Raw genomic sequence first — 13097 nt, 5'->3', positions numbered from 1 at the left:
CGACGGGCTCTCGCCTATTCCTGGACCGACTGGAGATAGGCGAGCAGATCGTTGATCTGCGCCACGTCGAGCTGAAACTCGGGCATGGACGGATGTCCCGTCGTGATGCCTTCGGCGAAGGCCTCCGCCAGGCTTTCGACGGGATACCGGTCCCCGAGGGTCCGAAACGGTGGCGCCTCCGCCAGCGGGCTCTCGCCGAAACGGCCGATGGCATGGCACTGGGCGCAGTGGACCTGCGCGAAGGTCAGCCCCCGCTGGACACGGCCCTCCTGGGCAAGAGCCGGTTGCAGGCCCAGGCCCAGGGAGCAGGCGAGAAGAACGGAGCGCCACGGGATCATCAGGCGTGCTCCTTTTCAGGTTGCTGAGCGCCTCTCACCGCAACCACCTGGAACGTGTGGAGCTTTTCGTCCTCGTCCCGGATGGTCACGTACTCGCCCGGCGCGAACCGGTGCTTCGCCAAGCGATAGCCTGCCTCGTCATCCGTCGTCCGGTCAAGATCGTAGTCGATCATCCATGTGGCTCCGTCGGCACCGCCCGGACGATGCACCAGGACACCGTGCTGGTCCGCCTCGCCGGCCCAGAAGCGTCTGACGCGGCACTGGGCCCGCTTCTCCCGCCACTCGGCCGGGTCGATCAACCCGTCGGCATCGAGAGGAGCGACGATCTCGTAGCCATGGTGTCGGCTGCCCTCCGGAAATTCCTTGCTGCGGGCCAGATGAAGCGTGATGTGCTGAAGCAATTCTTCCTCCTCCGGACGAAGGCGGACCTGTCTCGCCGCCTCGTCGCGAATTCGGAGCTTAAGTGCGGCAGGTTCCATCTCCTTGATCTCCATCAATCGTGACGGAGATCGGCGCAGATCAGGTCAGGGCCGTCATGTCCATGACGGCGAATTGCCTAGCGCGCCCCGGCTCCCAAGCGGCGCATTCTCTCGAGCCACACCTTCCGCTTGGCCTCGCTCATGCCCTCGACAGTGCCGATCAAGGTGTGGCGGTTCGGGCCGATACCGACCAGGGCGAGGATGCTGCGCTTCAGGCTCCTGAGGCTGTGGGCTCCAAAATACCAACGGTACACGAAGGCCGGCATTCCCATGGTCACCACGATGCGGGAGGACTTGCCTTTCAGCACGGTTTTCCAGTTGCCCCCCGGATCCGATGTTCCCGACATGAAGGCCGGACGCAGGGCCTGCTCAAGGAAACCCTTGAGAAGCGCAGGCATGTCTCCGAGCCACAGGGGATAGATGATGACCAGGTGATCGGCCCGGGCAATCGTGTCCTGGACGCCGGCAATGGCGGGCGGCGGCGGAGACTTCTCCCAGTCGCGCTTCGATCGCAGGAGGGGAAAGTCGAGCTCGGCCACGAGGATCTGACGGACGTCGTGACCGCCCTCTGCCGCCCCTCTGGCGTAGGCCTCCGCCAGAGCATGGCAGAAGTGCCCGCCTCCGGCAGTCGGATGTCCCTGGATGATCACGATGTGCGACATGGCGGCGTTCCGTGGCAAAGGTTGCAGGCCCGTCCGAGGCAGCGACCCGTCTTGGCTGCTGCCCGAAGCGGGTGGCATGACCCATCGTTGGCGGAGGCGCCATGATGTGGATCAACCGGCAGCGGCGCCCTCCGGCCTGGACGGACACGGCGGTTCACGGTCGCCATCGTCGCCCGGGAATAACGGCCAAGTTACACATGGTTGAATGAGGATAATGCCGGGCGGCGCTAGAAGGAGGGTCGAGGCGGGTCGTTCCCTCGCTCGTCTCGACGGGGCTCTGCCGGGACTTCCTCCTCGCCGGCAGAGCCCCCTCCTCCTCATGGAACCCAACCAAAGACCGTGACGATGTCGAACCAGCCCCACTGCATGATCGCCGAAGACCAGGCCCTCATCGGCCTCGCCTTGGAAGCCTATCTGGAAGAAGCCGGCTTCAAAATCTCGGGCCTGTTTCCCACCAACGCGAAGGCCCTGGGCTGGCTGGAGCAAGACACGCCAGACCTGGCGCTCCTCGATGTCATGCTGGGCGATGGCCCATGCCTGCTCCTCGCCCGGGAGCTGAAGCGGCGTTCCGTGCCGTTCGCTGTCTATTCCGCGCTGCCTGCGACCGGAGATCATCCGCCGGAGCTCCTCGGTGTCCCGTGGCTGGAGAAGCCTGCAAAGCGGGAGGTTGTCGCACAGACCCTGGAGAATCTCGTCAACGCGAGCAGCTGACGAAGACCGGAGACGCCGGCGCATGACGGCCTGTTGCCATTGCCATCCGACGGTCATGGCGGCGACGCCGCCCTCCGGATCATGGCGTCAGTACAGCCATGATCTCTCTATATTGCGGAATATAGTGCATATATTCATTTAACTTATGTTATACTGAAAAACCAAAGTATTCCGGAACAACCCCTCCTCCGCGCCGTTCTTAATTCATGGAAACCAGTTGGAGGTTCTCTATAGGGCGCATAGCGATTTCCTAGTTTCAGCTTGAGACCATGCATATCACTCCCTAGGTTAAGCACTGGCAGGGGTCACACCGTGACACCCTGCCCTTTTTTCGGGTCGAGTGGCGTGCCGGAAGCTGGAGACGAGGGAGCCGGGCGGCAGGATCGATCGATCCTTCGGAAATCGGAAATCGCGGATGTGGATTCTCTACCTCGTCGCCACGGTCGTCATCGTCTACGCCGGCCTTCTCGCCCTGCTAGCCGTCAACCAGACCAACCTGCTGTTTCCGGCTCGGATGGCGGCAGCCAACCGCCCGGCCCTGCCGAATGCAGCCAAGCGTCTGGAACTTGCCACATCGGACGGAGAGCGCCTCATCGGTGTGCGCCTGAGCCCGCCGGGCTCCGCATCCGGAACCGAGCCCCTCCTTCTCGGCTTTGGAGGCAATGCCTGGAACGCCGAGGCGATGGCCCTGTATCTGAGCGGACTGTTCCCCCGCTCCGAGGTCGTCGCGTTCCACTATCGCGGCTACCCGCCGAGTAGCGGCCAGCCGAGCGCACAGGCCCTGCTCGCGGACTCCACCGCCATTTTCGATCATCTGCAGCAGAACCGGAAACGGCCGGTCATCGCGGTCGGCTTCAGCATCGGGACCGGAGTGGCAGCCCATCTGGCGCGCCACCGGCCGCTCGAAGGCCTCGTCCTAGTCACGCCCTTCGACTCCCTCCAGGCCCTCGCGAAGGCCCATTTCCCTTGGGCTCCCGTAAGCCTCTTCCTACGCCACCGCATGTCGCCGGTCGAGGACCTGCAGGGCGTCTCCACATCGACGGCGATGATTGTAGCCGGTCGCGACACCATCGTGCCGGCACGACGCAGCGAACCGTTGCGAAAGGCCATTCCGAATCTGGTTCTCGACCGAACCATTGCGGAAGCCGGGCACAACGACCTCTATGGCAACCCCGCCTTTGCTGAAGCCATGCACGAAGCCGTCGCCCGACTGGAAGCAGCAGCACGCTGAACCGATCTGCGCATCGTCGACAGGTACGTCTCAGCCACCTCTTTCCGGCGTCTACCAGGCTTTGAGCTGCATTTTGCCTTGCGCAGAGTAACATATGTTATCTCGGCACGAGTACTTGGCTAACGATGCCGTCTATTCGAATTTCGTGATCGCTTTCAGCAGGTACACGATATTCAGAGGGCATTCAGAAGCAACGTGCCATATAGAGGCGACTTTTTTCTGCACCGGCAGCTTGAATTCCTGTTGGGGCCCCTATCTCACGAGCTTGTCCAGCTTGGCCGTCTCCGAAGTTTGTTATGCGGAAACGGACGATAACCCCAAATATTTCGGAGCGAACGGATGCCACATGAAACTTTATGGATCCTAAGCAGTTAGCATGCAGTCGATCAATCCGCCGGATTTTTCGAGCAACGATGTATGTGCTCGACGGTCAATGGATATCCTGTTGCGTAGTTTTTGAATGGCGCCTCGGGAATCGTCCGGTCATCCGGAGTCCGCGAAAACCGGCAGATTGAGACTGCACACGAGAGTTCTGAGGAATGTGGTTGGGAGCGTCGCCTGCGTCTCCCAGCCAGCCTGTCTTTGGAACGGCATTGCATAAATGACTTGGTTTCAACACCACAGGGAGCTCACGCCCTTGGCGCCATTCGAACCCAAACCCTTGTTTCTGCACCGTAGAGGCATTGGAACGTCCTACGACGAACCCGTCGAGCGCCCCTATGGCGGCTACGATGTCGCCTGGAATGCGCCCGAATGGGACGACAGCCCGGACGAAAAGCTTCGTCCTCTCGTCGTGGATCTTGATGGCACCCTGATCGCATCCGATCTTCTGATCGAGACGGCCTTTTCCGAGCTGGGGCGGCGTCCGCAGTCGCTGCTCGACATGTGCACCGCCCTGTCCAAGGGAAAGGCAGCCCTGAAGCACCGGCTGGCGGAGCCCTGCGAATTCGACCCCAGCACTCTTCCCTACGATCCCGAGGTTCTCGCCATCATCCGGCAGGCGAAGGAGGACGGGCGTCCGGTCTATCTCGCATCCGCCAGCCACCGCCGCCTGGTCGAAGCCGTGGCGGACCATATCGGACTGTTCACCGGCTGGTTCGCCTCCAACGAAACCACCAATCTCGCGGGCGTCATGAAGGCGCAGAAGCTCGTCGAGATCTTCGGCGAGCGCGGCTTCGACTATATCGGTAACGATGCGGCCGACCTGCCGGTATGGGAGAAGGCTGCGAAGGCAATCGCCATCAGGGCTCCGGCCGGGGTGATGCGCCGTCTCGCCAAGGGCACCACGGAGGTCGAGTGCCTGCCCTGCTCCCGCCCCACCTGGCGGACCTGGGCGAAGATGCTGCGGGTGCATCAATATGCCAAGAACGCCCTCGTCTTCGCTCCTCTTCTCACCGCGCATCTCTTCACGGCCGGGGCGGTCATCGAAGCCATAATGGCTTTCATTGCCTTCTCCCTTTGCGCGTCGAGCATCTATATCCTCAACGACCTCGTCGACCTGCAGGACGACCGCTCGCACCGGACCAAGTGCAACCGGCCGCTCGCCAGCGGCGCGGTGCCCCTGCTCCATGGCGTGATGGCCATACCGGTGCTGTTTCTCGGCGCCATAGCCATCGCCTCGGCGGTGTCTCTGCCGTTCCTCGGCGTCCTGCTCGGGTATTTCGCGCTGACGACCGCCTACACCTTCGCGCTCAAGCGGATGATGCTGCTCGACGTGATCACGCTCGCCGCCCTCTATTCTGTCAGGGTGCTCGGCGGCGCGGTGGCTCTCGACATCGCCGTCTCGAAATGGCTCCTCGCCTTTTCGATGATGATCTTCATGTCGCTGGCGCTCATCAAGCGCTTCGTCGAGCTCGCCGCCCGGCGCGACGCGGATCTGCCCGATCCGACGAGCCGAGACTACAAGAACGGCGACCTCGAGATGGTCGCGGCCCTTGCGGCAGCGGCCGGTTTCAACGCGGTCACGATCTTCGCGCTCTATATCTCCAGTACGTCGGTCAACACGCTCTACACGAGGCCTGAAATCCTCTGGCTGGTGGGGCCGCTCCTCATGTACTGGATCGCCCGTGCGTTGATGCTGGCAAATCGGCGGCAGATGGACGATGACCCGGTGGTCTTTGCCCTCAAGGACCGGATCAGCCTCGCCACGATCGGCACGGCCGCCGTCCTGTTCTTCGCGGCCGTCTGATCCCCATGCCGCACCGGGAAACAGAAGAGGGGCTGGAGCAGGCCAGCCCGGTAAACGGTCTCGTCCCGAAAGGTTCGGGGCGATGATGTTCGTGCGCTATGTCCTTTTCGCCGTCATTGCGACCTTGGCCAACCTGGTGACCCAGGAGGCGGTCATCCGCGTTGCGCCGGTCGCGCCGCTCGCCCTGTCGATCTTCATGGGCACGGCCATCGGCTTCGTCCTGAAATACCTCCTCGACAAGAAATGGGTCTTCGACGACGGCTTTCACGGCCACCGCCAGGAATTCCAGAAGATCACCCTCTACGGCGCCTTCAGCGTACTCACGACGCTGGTCTTCTGGGGCTTCGAGGTCACATTCTGGATGATCTGGCGCACGGATTTCGCCAAATATACCGGAGCGGTGCTGGGCCTCGCCATCGGGTATGCGGCCAAGTTCGCGCTGGATCGGACCTATGTCTTCAAGGAGAGAGGGGCATGACGGAGCTTGCCGGCTGGGGGCGCTATCCCCGGCATGAATCGGAGGTTCTCAGCCCCGCGACCCCGACGACCCTGCCGAAAACGATAGCGGACAAAACCGGTTTCATCGCACGAGGGAACGGCCGCGCCTACGGTGACGCTGCCATCGGCGAGCGCATCACCGTCTCGACCCGCGGCTTCGACCGCATCCGCGCCTTCGACCGCACGACGGGCCTCATTCGCGTGGAGGCCGGCGTTCTGCTCTCGGACCTGCTGAACGTCGTCGTCCCGCTCGGCTTCTTCGTGCCGGTGGTGCCGGGCACCAAGTTCGTGACGATCGGGGGCATGATCGCCTCCGACGTCCACGGCAAGAACCACCACCAGGACGGAGGCTTCGGCGACCATGTCGAAGCGCTCACGCTGTCCCTGCCGGACGGCAGCGTCGTCACCTGCTCGCGGGAGGAGAACGCGGATCTCCTTTCCGCCACCATCGGCGGAATGGGCCTTACGGGCACCATCCTGGAGGCGACCTTCCGGCTCAGGCCCGTCGAGACGGGCTGGATGAAGCAGAAGACCCTCGTGGCCCCCAATCTGGAGAGCGCTCTTGCGGCGCTGCAATCCGTCGACGACGTCACCTATACCGTCGCCTGGATCGATTGCCTGGCCCGCGGCGCCGCCCTCGGCCGCTCCCTGATCTTTGCGGCCGAGCATGCCAGGCCCCGGGACATCGACGTGCTCCGGCCGGGCGCGCCGACCTTCCCGTCCTCCAAGTTCGGGCGCCTGTCCGTACCCTTCGACCTTCCGGCCGTTACCCTGAACCGGATGTCGGTCTCGGCCTTCAACGAGCTCTATTTCCGGTCGGGTGCGGTCAAGTCGGGCTATCCCTTCCTGGTTCATTGGGATCCGTACTTCTTCCCCCTCGACGGCATCGGGGATTGGAACCGCATCTATGGCAAGCGGGGCTTTCTTCAGTATCAATGCGTCGTCCCGACGGAGAAGGCCGGTCCCGTGCTGGAGCGGATTCTCGATCAGGTCTCCCGCCGGGGAGCGGCGTCGTTCCTCGCGGTCCTGAAGCGCCTCGGCCCCGGCCATGGCGACCTTTCCTTCCCGCTCGATGGGTTCACGCTCACCCTGGACCTGCCGGTCAGCGACGACGTGTTCGCGCTCCTCGACGAACTCGACCGGGCAGTGGTCGCGGCCGGCGGGCGGCTCTATCTAGCCAAGGACGCCCGGCAATCGCCGGCGACCTTCGAGGCTGGATATCCCGGACTTGCCCGCTTTCGCGAGACGCGGCGGGCAATCGGGGCCTCCGGCCGTGTTTCTTCTCGTTTGTCCATGCGGCTTGGTATTTGATGACGTCCTCTAAGTCCCTTCTCCTCCTCGGCGGCACCTCCGATATCGGGCGGGCGGCGGCTCTCCATTTTGCCCAGGCCGGCTGGCAGGTGATGCTGACCGCCCGCAACGAGGAGGAGGCGCGCCGCAATGCGGACGACATCGCCTCCCGCACCGGCGCCGAGGTCACGACCCATCGACTAGATGTCCTGGAAACCGATCGCTTTTCGGACTTCGTCGGCACTCTGCCCCGGCTGCCGGACGTGGTGGTGTGCGTGGTCGGCGAGCTGGGAGACCAGTCGCGAGCGCAGAGCGATCTCGCACATGCCGCCATGGTCATACGGACGAACTTCGAGGGGCCGGCCCTGCTCCTCGGGCTGCTGGCCGAGCGCTTTCTCGAACGCGGCTCGGGCACGATCATCGGCGTCAGTTCGGTGGCAGGCGACCGAGGGCGCGGTTCGAACTACGTCTACGGCGCAGCGAAGGCCGGTTTCACGGCCTTCCTGTCCGGCCTCCGCAACCGGCTCGCGCCGAGGGGCCTGCGGGTCGTAACGGTGAAGCCGGGATTCGTGCGCACTCGCATGACTGCCGGGATCAAGCTTCCTCCGGTGGTCACTGCCGAGGCGGACGAGGTGGGACGCGCCATTTTCGCCGCAGTCGAGAAGGGCGGTGACGTCATCTATGTCCGCCGCGTCTGGCGTCCGATCATGATGATGATCACCGGCATTCCAGAGCGGGTCTTCAAGCGCCTGCGCCTTTGACGTCCGGGGCCAGGAGGATGGGAACGATGTCAGTCTGGACTGGGCGCATCGCACGGGTAGGGCCGCTTCTGCTCGGGCTGGCGGCCGTCTGCGCCCTTCTGCTCGCGCTTCCGGGACAGACGGTCACCACGCGATACGTGAGCGATCTCTTCGTCATCCTCGACAGCGCACACCGGCTCGTATGGGGGCAGGTGCCCAACCGCGACTTCCACACCGCCCTCGGCCCCCTCACCCACTACATCCCCGCCGCAGGATACTGGATCTCCGGCTCCCTCGGCGCCGCCATGCCCCTCGGCATGGCCCTCACCACCCTGGCCCTCGCCCCCGCCCTCGCCCACATCCTCGCCTCCCGCCTGCATCCCCTCATCGCCCTGCTCTTCGGCGCCTTTCTCCTGCTCATCCTCGCGGTGCCCATGAACCTGGGCGAGGCCATCACCTCGCTCTCCTTTGCCATGTTCTACAACCGCATCGGCTGGGTGGCCCTGGGGGCGCTGCTGGTCATGTACCTGCTGCCGCGGCAGGTGCGGCCGTATCAGGAGCGGCTCGACGCGCTCTGCGCCACCCTGCTGACGGTGGCGATGGTCTACACCAAGGTGACCTACGGTCTGGTGGCTCTGGCCTTTCTGGTGTTCATGCTGTTCGATGCGCGCCAGCGCCGCTGGGCCGCCTGGGCCATCGGCCTCACCATCCTCACAGCCCTCGCGGTCGAAGCCTTCTGGAAGGGGTCGGCCTCATACCTGGCGGATCTGCGCCTTGCCCGCGATGTCGGCGGCATCCTTCGCGGAACCTGGGGGCAGATCCTCGACCACATCCTCGGCAACCTCGCCGATTACGTCCTGCTGACCCTGTTCGCGGGCTTGGCCGTGTGGCGGACGCGCAGTCTTCGCGATGTCCTGTTCTACGTCTTCTGCGGCACTGCAGGGTTCTTCATCATCAACCAGAACTTCCAGGCCTGGGGCATCATCACGCTCCATGCCGCTGCTGCGGTGGCGGCCGAAACCGTCATTCGCCACGAAACGCATCTTGGCTTCGCGTCGCGGGACCGCCGCTGGTCCCTGACCGCAGGCGTTCAGCTTCTCTTCCTGGCTCTCGTCCTGCCTACAATCGTCCATTGCTCCCTTGCCCTCGGTCTCCACGCCGTAGTGGCGGGCACCCGCGCGGGCGAGGAGATCTCGCTCCCGAATGTCGAGGGTGTGAGGCTGGTGAATCTGTGGACCTGGGGTGATCACGACGGCGCGACCACGTATCTTGCCGCCGTACAGGATGGCGCCGATGTCCTGGACGATCTGGAGTCGCAGCGCGGTCGCGTCTTCGTGCTCGATCTCGCCAACCCCTTTTCCATGGCTTTCGACATGGCTCCGGCGCGGGGAGACATGCCGCGTCTCCAGTGGGACAGAACCGTCAACGCCTCCGCCAACGTGCCTCCCGAGGTGCTGCTCGACGACGTCGAAATCGTCATGGAGCCCAAGGCACCCGCAGGTCCGAGACCGCCAGGATCGGATGCGACGCTTCAGACCGTCTACGGTCCCCATATCGCGGAGAACTTCGATCTGGTGCGGGAAACGGAGCACTGGCGCGTGCATCGTCGCAAGCCCGTGGCGGACGCTCCGCCGGCAGCCGGAGCGGGATCGTCATGATCGGCGACGATACCCGTCCGCTGCCTGTTGCGGGGCCCATCCTCGCCGGGGCGCTCGTCGTGGCGGCTCTGCTCGCCTTGCCCGGGCAGACGGTCACGACCTCCTATCCGAACGATCTCTTCATCTTCCTCGACAGCGCGCACCGGCTCGTATGGGGGCAGGTGCCCAACCGCGACTTCCATACCGCCCTCGGCCCCCTCACCCACTATATCCCCGCCGCAGGATACTGGATCTCCGGCTCCCTCGGCGCCGCCATGCCCCTCGGCATGGCCCTCACCACCCTGGCCCTCGCCCCCGCCCTCGCCCACATCCTCGCCTCCCGCCTGCATCCCCTCATCGCCCTGCTCTTCGGCGCCTTTCTCCTGCTCATCCTCGCGGTGCCCATGAACCTGGGCGAGGCCATCACCTCGCTCTCCTTTGCCATGTTCTACAACCGCATCGGCTGGGTGGCCCTGGGGGCGCTGCTGGTCATGTACCTGCTGCCGCGGCAGGTGCGGCCGTATCAGGAGCGGCTCGACGCGCTCTGCGCCACCCTGCTGACGGTGGCGATGGTCTACACCAAGGTGACCTACGGTCTGGTGGCTCTGGCCTTTCTGGTGTTCATGCTGTTCGATGCGCGCCAGCGCCGCTGGGCCGCCTGGGCCATCGGCCTCACCATCCTCACAGCCCTCGCGGTCGAAATCCTCTGGAAGGCGTCCCTGGCCCATTTCGCCGATCTCGTGCTCGCGGGGCAGGTCAGCGGAACGCGCGGAGCGGTCGGTCTCGTGCTCGGATTCCTGAGACACCTCGCCGATTACGTGATGTTCGGCATCGTCGCGGTGCTGGCGCTCTGGCGCACCCGCCGCTTTCGCGATTTCCTGTTCTTCGGGTTCTGCGCCGGACCGGGGCTTCTCATCCAGGCCCAGAACTCCCAGCCCTGGGGCATCATCACGCTTCATGCCGGCGCCGTCGTGGCGGCCGAGATCCTGGTTCGGACCCAATATGCCCGGACTGCGTCAGGCGGCGGATCCCTCTCCCTTGCCTCGGGTTCGGTCTTCCTGCTTTTCGCCCTTCTTCTGCCGACGACGGTCCATTACCTGATGGCCCTTGGGCTTCATACGACCCTTGCCGTCACCCGGTCCGGCCAGCCGTTCGGCCTCCCGGGACTCGAGCAGGTCAGGCTCGCGCGGCTGTGGACGCCCGGCGACTATGCCTTCACCTCCGCCTATCTGGAGAGCATCCGGAAGGGGGGAGAAACCTTGGCGGAGCTTCCGACCCGCCCGCGGCAGGTGTCCGTGCTCGACTTCGCCAATCCCTTCTCGGCCGGGCTCAACCTCCCGCCCCCGCGCGGCGACAACGCCTGGCTCCACTGGGGCCGCAACATCAACACCGAGCACCACCTGCCGCCGGACCAGCTTTTCAAGGATGTCGAGATCTTGATGGAGCCCAAATGGGGGGTCAATCCGGGGCCCCTTCGTAGCCTGTACGGAACCTATATCGAGAGCACCTTCGAGCCGGTCCGGGAAACCGACGCCTGGATCGTCTGGCATCGCAGGGACAGTCGTGCCGGAGAGATGGCAGAGAGCCGCACGTCGTCCGGATCCTGTCCCGCGGAACAAGCATCCGCATCGCGTGTTGGGGCTGGGGATGGGTGTCCACAATGACGCAATGGTTGAAGCGCCCCGCATCCGTCGAGATGCTCGTGGTCGCCACAGGAGTGGTGTGCGCCCTGCTGCTCGCCCTGCCGGGTGAGACCGTCACAACCAAGTATCTCAACGATCTCTTCATCTTCCTCGACGGAGTTCATCGCGTCAGCCTGGGCCAGGTGCCCAACCGCGATTTCCACACGGCTCTCGGACCCCTGGTCTATTATGTTCCTGCCATCGGCTACTGGCTGACCGGCAGCTTCGGCGGCGCAATGCCGGTCGGAATGGGCCTCCTTGTCCTGGGTTTCGCGCTGATTGCCGCTCATGTCGTCGGATCCCGGCTTCGCCCGGCGATCGGACTTCCCGTCGCCCTTTTCCTCATCCTGGTCACGGCAGTCCCCGCCAATCTGGGCGAAGGAATCCGCGATCTGTCGTTTGCGATGTTCTACAACCGCATCGGCTGGTCGGGCCTCGGCCTGCTGCTGATCATGTATCTGCAGCCTGTTTACCCGCATCGCCGCCAGGCATGGCTCGACGCCGTCTGTGCGTCCGCTCTCCTCCTGCTGTTGTTCTACATGAAGATCAGCTACGGGGTGGTCGGTCTGGCCTTCATGGTCTTCATGCTGCTCTTCTCGCGCCAGCGCCTGTGGGTCGCGGCGGCTCTTGCCGTCACCATCGTCATCGGCCTGGCTGTCGAAGCCTCATGGGGGGCGACCAAGGCCCATTTCGACGACCTGCTCCTCGCCGGGGAGGTGAGCGGCAGAATCGACCAGATCAACGAGCTGGCGGAAGCGCTGTTCAGGAATCTCGCCGACTACGTTCTCTTCACGGTCTTCACGATCCTGGTTCTTTGGCGCACCCGCAGCCTGCGCGACTTCCTGTTCCTTGGGTTCTGCGCCGGCTCGGGCTTCATGATCATCAACCAGAACTTCCAGCATTGGGGCGTCATCACCCTCGGCGCCGGAGCAGCGGTCGCGGCGGAGATTCTCGCCAGGACTCAACCGGCGGCGCCCAAGGACGGCAAGCGCCCCCTCCTGTCTGCAGGAGCCCCTCTTCTTCTGCTGGCTCTCCTGCTGCCGAGCACCGTTCACATGACCGCCACCCTCGGCCTCCATGCAGGTCTCGCGGCGACGAGATACGGTCAGTCCGTCCCCCTGCCGAACTTCGAGCAGGTCAGGCTCGCAAGGCTCTGGAGCGAGGGCGAGCATCCCGCCTTCAGCCGATATCTGGGGAGTATCGCGGATGGAGCACGGGCGCTGGACGAACTCGGGGAGGACGCCGGCCACGTGCTCGTCCTCGATTTCGTCGGCCCCTTCTCGGCCGGCCTGGGCCTTCAGCCTCCGCAGGGAGACAGCACCTGGTATCACTGGGGCCGCACCCTGGACGATGACCACCACCTGCCCGCCGAAGAGGTGTTCCGGGACGTGCGCGTGGTCATGGACCCGAAATGGGCAATCGAAAGCTGGACCGCGGAGGGCCTGCGCCGGGTCTACGCCGATCACCTGACCGAAAACTACGAGCTCCTGCGGGAAACGGCGGACTGGAAGGTCTACATCCTGCGGGACGAGCCTGCGGAGACCGTCAGCCGCTCCCGGGACCTCGACGGCGATCCGACGACGGCGGAAGGATCCTCCCCGACCGGGGGATAGCAGGAAACCCGGCCCCGGTGCTCCGGTC

Annotated in this window: 12 protein-coding genes; 9 read left to right on the top strand and 3 right to left on the bottom strand. The window is 64.5% G+C overall.

Annotated elements, in window-relative coordinates:
• Positions 1-14 precede the first annotated feature (14 nt).
• The 3 genes from LGR44_RS11210 to LGR44_RS11200 all read right to left on the bottom strand — a co-directional run bounded on the left by LGR44_RS11210 (position 15) and on the right by LGR44_RS11200 (position 1479).
• A complete protein-coding gene (locus tag LGR44_RS11210) occupies positions 15-338 on the bottom strand; it encodes a c-type cytochrome (RefSeq protein ID WP_226740413.1) in 324 nt (107 codons plus the stop codon).
• A complete protein-coding gene (locus LGR44_RS11205) occupies positions 338-739 on the bottom strand; it encodes a hypothetical protein (protein WP_226740411.1) in 402 nt (133 codons plus the stop codon). Before LGR44_RS11205 ends, LGR44_RS11210 begins: the two co-directional genes overlap by 1 nt.
• A 155-nt stretch (positions 740-894) precedes the next feature.
• Positions 895-1479: an NAD(P)H-dependent oxidoreductase gene (locus LGR44_RS11200; RefSeq protein WP_226740409.1), complete on the bottom strand. Its 585-nt coding sequence runs from the start codon at positions 1477-1479 to the stop codon at positions 895-897.
• A gap of 345 nt (positions 1480-1824) precedes the next feature.
• Between LGR44_RS11200 and LGR44_RS11195 the strand changes: the two genes are divergently transcribed.
• From LGR44_RS11195 to LGR44_RS11155, 9 genes are all read left to right on the top strand, one after another.
• Entirely contained in the window at positions 1825-2190 is a 366-nt protein-coding gene (locus LGR44_RS11195; protein ID WP_226740407.1) for a response regulator, read from the top strand.
• Positions 2191-2605: 415 nt separating this feature from the next.
• Positions 2606-3421: an alpha/beta hydrolase gene (locus tag LGR44_RS11190; protein ID WP_226740405.1), complete on the top strand. Its 816-nt coding sequence runs from the start codon at positions 2606-2608 to the stop codon at positions 3419-3421.
• A 637-nt stretch (positions 3422-4058) separates the two neighbouring features.
• The gene (locus LGR44_RS11185) at positions 4059-5609 is read left to right on the top strand and encodes a UbiA family prenyltransferase (protein WP_226740403.1); all 1551 of its coding nucleotides are present in this window, start codon (positions 4059-4061) and stop codon (positions 5607-5609) included.
• 85 nt (positions 5610-5694) lie between these two features.
• Positions 5695-6087 carry a GtrA family protein gene (locus tag LGR44_RS11180; RefSeq protein WP_226740487.1) on the top strand — a complete coding sequence of 131 codons (393 nt, stop codon included), beginning with the start codon at positions 5695-5697 and terminating at the stop codon, positions 6085-6087.
• A complete protein-coding gene (locus tag LGR44_RS11175) occupies positions 6084-7418 on the top strand; it encodes an FAD-binding oxidoreductase (RefSeq protein WP_226740401.1) in 1335 nt (444 codons plus the stop codon). The genes LGR44_RS11180 and LGR44_RS11175 overlap by 4 nt, the downstream gene beginning before the upstream one ends.
• Positions 7418-8158 (top strand): SDR family oxidoreductase, encoded by a 741-nt coding sequence (locus LGR44_RS11170; protein ID WP_226740399.1) that lies wholly within the window; start codon positions 7418-7420, stop codon positions 8156-8158. The genes LGR44_RS11175 and LGR44_RS11170 overlap by 1 nt, the downstream gene beginning before the upstream one ends.
• Positions 8159-8184: 26 nt before the next feature.
• Positions 8185-9795 carry a hypothetical protein gene (locus LGR44_RS11165; protein WP_226740397.1) on the top strand — a complete coding sequence of 537 codons (1611 nt, stop codon included), beginning with the start codon at positions 8185-8187 and terminating at the stop codon, positions 9793-9795.
• A complete protein-coding gene (locus LGR44_RS11160) occupies positions 9792-11438 on the top strand; it encodes a hypothetical protein (RefSeq protein WP_226740395.1) in 1647 nt (548 codons plus the stop codon). Before LGR44_RS11165 ends, LGR44_RS11160 begins: the two co-directional genes overlap by 4 nt.
• Positions 11435-13069 (top strand): hypothetical protein, encoded by a 1635-nt coding sequence (locus LGR44_RS11155; protein ID WP_226740393.1) that lies wholly within the window; start codon positions 11435-11437, stop codon positions 13067-13069. The genes LGR44_RS11160 and LGR44_RS11155 overlap by 4 nt, the downstream gene beginning before the upstream one ends.
• Positions 13070-13097 lie beyond the last annotated feature (28 nt).

Origin of the sequence: Microvirga lenta, from assembly GCF_020532555.1 — a bacterium.
GTDB lineage: Bacteria > Pseudomonadota > Alphaproteobacteria > Rhizobiales > Beijerinckiaceae > Microvirga > Microvirga lenta.
The sequence above is the reverse complement of the archived record's forward strand: the minus strand, read 5'-3'. Positions and strand labels throughout refer to the sequence as shown.

Coding starts and splice junctions, on each gene's coding strand:
- LGR44_RS11210 (WP_226740413.1), bottom strand. CDS start 338: ATGATCCCGTGGCGCTCCGTTCTTCTCGCCTGCTCCCTGGGCCTGGGC.
- LGR44_RS11200 (WP_226740409.1), bottom strand. CDS start 1,479: ATGTCGCACATCGTGATCATCCAGGGACATCCGACTGCCGGAGGCGGG.
- LGR44_RS11195 (WP_226740407.1), top strand. CDS start 1,825: ATGTCGAACCAGCCCCACTGCATGATCGCCGAAGACCAGGCCCTCATC.
- LGR44_RS11190 (WP_226740405.1), top strand. CDS start 2,606: ATGTGGATTCTCTACCTCGTCGCCACGGTCGTCATCGTCTACGCCGGC.
- LGR44_RS11180 (WP_226740487.1), top strand. CDS start 5,695: ATGTTCGTGCGCTATGTCCTTTTCGCCGTCATTGCGACCTTGGCCAAC.
- LGR44_RS11175 (WP_226740401.1), top strand. CDS start 6,084: ATGACGGAGCTTGCCGGCTGGGGGCGCTATCCCCGGCATGAATCGGAG.
- LGR44_RS11170 (WP_226740399.1), top strand. CDS start 7,418: ATGACGTCCTCTAAGTCCCTTCTCCTCCTCGGCGGCACCTCCGATATC.
- LGR44_RS11165 (WP_226740397.1), top strand. CDS start 8,185: ATGTCAGTCTGGACTGGGCGCATCGCACGGGTAGGGCCGCTTCTGCTC.
- LGR44_RS11160 (WP_226740395.1), top strand. CDS start 9,792: ATGATCGGCGACGATACCCGTCCGCTGCCTGTTGCGGGGCCCATCCTC.
- LGR44_RS11155 (WP_226740393.1), top strand. CDS start 11,435: ATGACGCAATGGTTGAAGCGCCCCGCATCCGTCGAGATGCTCGTGGTC.